5 protein-coding genes are annotated in these 3,504 nt (G+C 74.9%); all 5 read left to right on the plus strand.

Annotated features, from left to right (window positions below; genetic code table 11):
• A partial coding sequence (locus tag ACZ6EM_RS07450) for a DNA polymerase III subunit beta family protein (RefSeq protein WP_465771920.1) occupies positions 1-941 on the plus strand: 941 nt, incomplete at its 5' end.
• Between the two features lie 37 nt (positions 942-978).
• The gene (locus ACZ6EM_RS07455; protein ID WP_465771922.1) at positions 979-1,857 is read left to right on the plus strand and encodes an alpha/beta fold hydrolase; all 879 of its coding nucleotides are present in this window, start codon (positions 979-981) and stop codon (positions 1,855-1,857) included.
• A 104-nt stretch (positions 1,858-1,961) separates the two neighbouring features.
• Positions 1,962-2,369, plus strand: a complete 408-nt coding sequence (locus tag ACZ6EM_RS07460; protein ID WP_380553792.1) for a helix-turn-helix domain-containing protein — start codon at positions 1,962-1,964, stop codon at positions 2,367-2,369.
• 2 nt (positions 2,370-2,371) lie between these two features.
• Positions 2,372-2,914 (plus strand): hypothetical protein, encoded by a 543-nt coding sequence (locus ACZ6EM_RS07465; protein ID WP_452180865.1) that lies wholly within the window; start codon positions 2,372-2,374, stop codon positions 2,912-2,914.
• A 117-nt stretch (positions 2,915-3,031) separates the two neighbouring features.
• A complete protein-coding gene (locus tag ACZ6EM_RS07470) occupies positions 3,032-3,382 on the plus strand; it encodes a DUF2516 family protein (protein ID WP_465771923.1) in 351 nt (116 codons plus the stop codon).
• The last annotated feature ends 122 nt before the right edge of the window (positions 3,383-3,504 follow it).

Raw genomic sequence — 3,504 nt, forward strand, 5'->3', positions numbered from 1 at the left:
CCCGGCTGCTGGCCAGGCTGCGCCGGGTGGGCCTGCCGCTGACGGACGTCCGCGCCGTGCTCGGCGCCGCACCCGGCGGCGAGGAGGCCCGGCAGGTGCTCGACGCGCACCTGCACCGTCTGGAGGACGGCCTCGCCGACGCCCGCCGCGAGCTCTCCCTGATCCACGCGATGATCGACCAGAGGGAGCAGCCGATGACCACCACCCCCGCCGGACTCCGGTTCACCGTCCCGGCCGAAGAGCTCGCGGCCGCCCTGGACGCGGTCCGCTTCGCGGTCTGCGGGGACCCGGAGCTGCCCTCGCTCGCCGGCGTGCTCTTCGAGCCCGACGGGCCGGTGCTGCGCCTGGTCGCCACCGACCGCTACCGGATGGCCCTCGCCGAGGTGTCAGCCGCCGGTGACACGCCCGAGCGGCCGGTGGCGGGCACGGTCGTCCCGACCGCGCTGGTGGACGCGCTGCGCGCGCTGCTCGGCTCGGGGGCGGCGGAGGTCGCGCTCACCCTCGGCGGCGGTCCGGTCCGCGCCGAGGTCGGGGAGCACCGGATCGAGGGCGCCGCACTGGACTTCGACTACCCCGACCACCGGGCCGTCACCCGGCTCGCGCCGGAGCACCGGATCACCCTCTCCGCCGCCGAACTGCGGGCGGCCGTGGCGGCCGGGGCCACCCGTACCCTGCCCTCCGGCCCGGGCGGCGCCGACTGCGAGGTCACCGTCCTGACCCTGACCGGGGACGGCCGCCTGACGGTCGCCGACGATCCGGCCCCCGAGGGCTACCGACTGGCCGTCAACCGGGACTTCCTGCTGGAAGCCCTCGACGCCGGCCGCCCCGGGCAGCTGCTCCTCGAACTCGGCGGCCCGATCGCCCCGCTGGCCGTCCGCACGCCCGGCCGTTCGGGCACCTTCTCCGTGCTGATGCCGGTCCGGCTGCCCGAGTCCGGCTGACCGGCGGGCCTCGCCGGGGCTCTGGAAGGATCACCGCATGAGCCCGCACCCCGACGCCCCTGCCCCTGACGCCCCCGGCTCCGAAGCCACCGGCTCCGGGGTCCACGTCCCCGCGGAGCACGTCCCCGCGGAACAGGTCCGCGCGGTCCACGTCCCGGCCCCCGGCGGCGGCCGGCTGTGGGCGGAGCGCCGAGGAGCCGGCAGCCCGGTGGTGCTGCTGCACGGCTCCGGCATGGACTCCCGGCTGTGGGACGCCGTCGCCCCGGCGCTCGCCCGCCACCACGACGTGATCCGCTACGACGCCCGCGGCCTCGGCCGCTCCAGCACGCCGGAGCAGGCCTTCGACGACGTCGCGGACCTGGGCGCCGTCCTGGACCACTTCCGTCTGCCCGGTGTCGCGCTGGTCGGTCTGAGCATGGGCGGGGAGACCGCCCTGGACTTCGCCCTCGCCCACCCCGACCGGGTCACCGCGCTCGGCCTGGTCGGCGCCTCGGTCAGCGGCCACGACTGGCCGCCGTCCCCGGAGACCACCGCCTTCGCCGACGCCCGGCGCCGTGGCGACGCGGCGGAGCTGGCCGAGCTGGAGCTCTCCGTCTGGGCCGCCCTGGGCCGCGGCGCACCGGGCGGCGAGCTGATCGCGGCGATGGTCGAGGAGAACGCGGCCCGCCGGATCGTCAGCGAGCACCACCTCGCGGGCGCCCCGGCCCGGGCGGCCGAGCCGCTCCTGGGCACGGTCGTCGCGCCCACCCTGGTCGTCCACGGCGACCGTGACCACCCGGAGATCGCGGCCATCGCCCGGAGGCTCGCCGACGACATCCCCGGCGCCCGCGGCCACCTCGTCCCGGACGCCGACCACTACCTCCCGCTGCGCACCCCCGAACGGCTCATCGAGCTCCTCCTCGCCCATCTGGCCTGACCGCCCGGTCCGCCCGGCCCCGGCCGCGCCTGACGGGGGCGCGCGCGTTTGCTGCCGCTAGCACCCTGCTTGCATGTGCAAGCGGGGTGTTGCAGGCTGTCCGCATGGCCTCACTGAACGTCGGCTCGCTGGGCGAGTACATCCGCGAGCAGCGCCGCAACGCCCAGTACTCGCTGCGGCAGCTGGCGGAGGTCGCCGGCGTGTCCAACCCGTACCTCAGCCAGATCGAGCGCGGGCTGCGCAAGCCGAGCGCGGAGATCCTCCAGCAGATCGCCAAGGCGCTGCGGATCTCGGCGGAGACGCTGTACGTCCAGGCCGGGATCCTGGAGGAGCGGCGGGGCGAGGGCCTGGAACTGCGGGCCTCGATCCTGGCCGATCCGCTGATCAACGAGCAGCAGAAGCAGGCGCTGCTCGCGGTCTACGACGCCTTCCTCAAGGAGAACGCCGCGTCGGCACCCACCCCGACGACCGACGGCCCAGCCACCCAGAACACCCACCGGGAGGACCGGTAACCATGCCCATCACCGACGAGATCAAGAAGACCCTCAGCGACCCGACCCCGCTGTACGCCCTGGCCGGCGCCGGGGACCTCGCGTACGAGAAGCTGCGCGAGGTGCCGGGCCGGGTCGAGGCGCTGGCGGCCGACCGCAAGGGCGCTCAGGAGAAGGCCACCGCCACGCTCCAGGAGGCGCAGTCGCTGCTGACCGGGGCGCAGGCCAAGGTCACCGAGACCGTCACCGGCATGCCGACGGACCTCAAGGCCCTGCAGGAGCGGGCCCAGGGCTTCGCGCTGCAGCAGGTGGCCCGCGCGGTCGAGCTGGCGGTGAAGGCCAAGGAGACCTACGACGAGCTGGCCGAGCGCGGCAAGGTCGTGGTGGACAAGGCCCGCCCGGGAGCCTCGGAGGAGGGCGAGCCGTCCGAGCGGCCCGAGCTGACCGTGGAGCCGGTCGAGGTCGTGGAGCCGGCCGAGCCCGCGCCGGCCGCGGAGGGCGGTGCCGAGCCCGCTCCGAAGAAGCCCGCCCGGGCCCGCAAGGGCGCCGCCGACGCCGCGGAGTGACGTGGTGCCCCGAGGGGCACAGTAGGTGACCGTAGGACGTTGACCCCGTCGTGGACGGTCGTCGTGCCAGGATGGGCGGCGGTCGCAGTGCCGGAGTCGAGAGCAGAGGAGATCGAAATGGTCGGAGTGTTGCAGATTCTGGCCTTTTCCTATCTGAACCCGATCTGGTGGGCGACCATCGCCATCCTCGGCTACAAGCTGTTCGCCCTGGCCGACGCGGTCACCCGCCGGGAGGACGCCTACCGGGCGGCCGACAAGAAGACCAAGGGCTTCTGGGTGGCGATCCTGGCGATCTCCTTCGGCTGGGACTTCCTGTTCGGGGTGAACTTCTTCACCGGTATCGGCACCCTGGCCGGTCTGGTCGCCTCGATCGTCTACGTGGTGGACGTCCGCCCGGCGATCCGGGCACTGACCGGAGGCAGCGGCCGGGGCGGCCGGAGCAACACCGGTCCGTACGGCCCCTGGTAGCCCCGGCGGCGGACGACGCGGCGGCCCGGGCGGGGAGTTCACCCGCCCGGGCCGCCGCGCGCCCGTCCCACACCCAGCCCCCCCACCAAAGACTCCTTCTCCCCGGTTTCGCTCCCACAACC

The organism is Kitasatospora sp. NPDC041917, from assembly GCF_055589745.1.

Coding starts and splice junctions, on each gene's coding strand:
- ACZ6EM_RS07465 (WP_452180865.1), top strand. CDS start 2,372: ATGCCCATCACCGACGAGATCAAGAAGACCCTCAGCGACCCGACCCCG.
- ACZ6EM_RS07460 (WP_380553792.1), top strand. CDS start 1,962: ATGGCCTCACTGAACGTCGGCTCGCTGGGCGAGTACATCCGCGAGCAG.
- ACZ6EM_RS07455 (WP_465771922.1), top strand. CDS start 979: ATGAGCCCGCACCCCGACGCCCCTGCCCCTGACGCCCCCGGCTCCGAA.
- ACZ6EM_RS07470 (WP_465771923.1), top strand. CDS start 3,032: ATGGTCGGAGTGTTGCAGATTCTGGCCTTTTCCTATCTGAACCCGATC.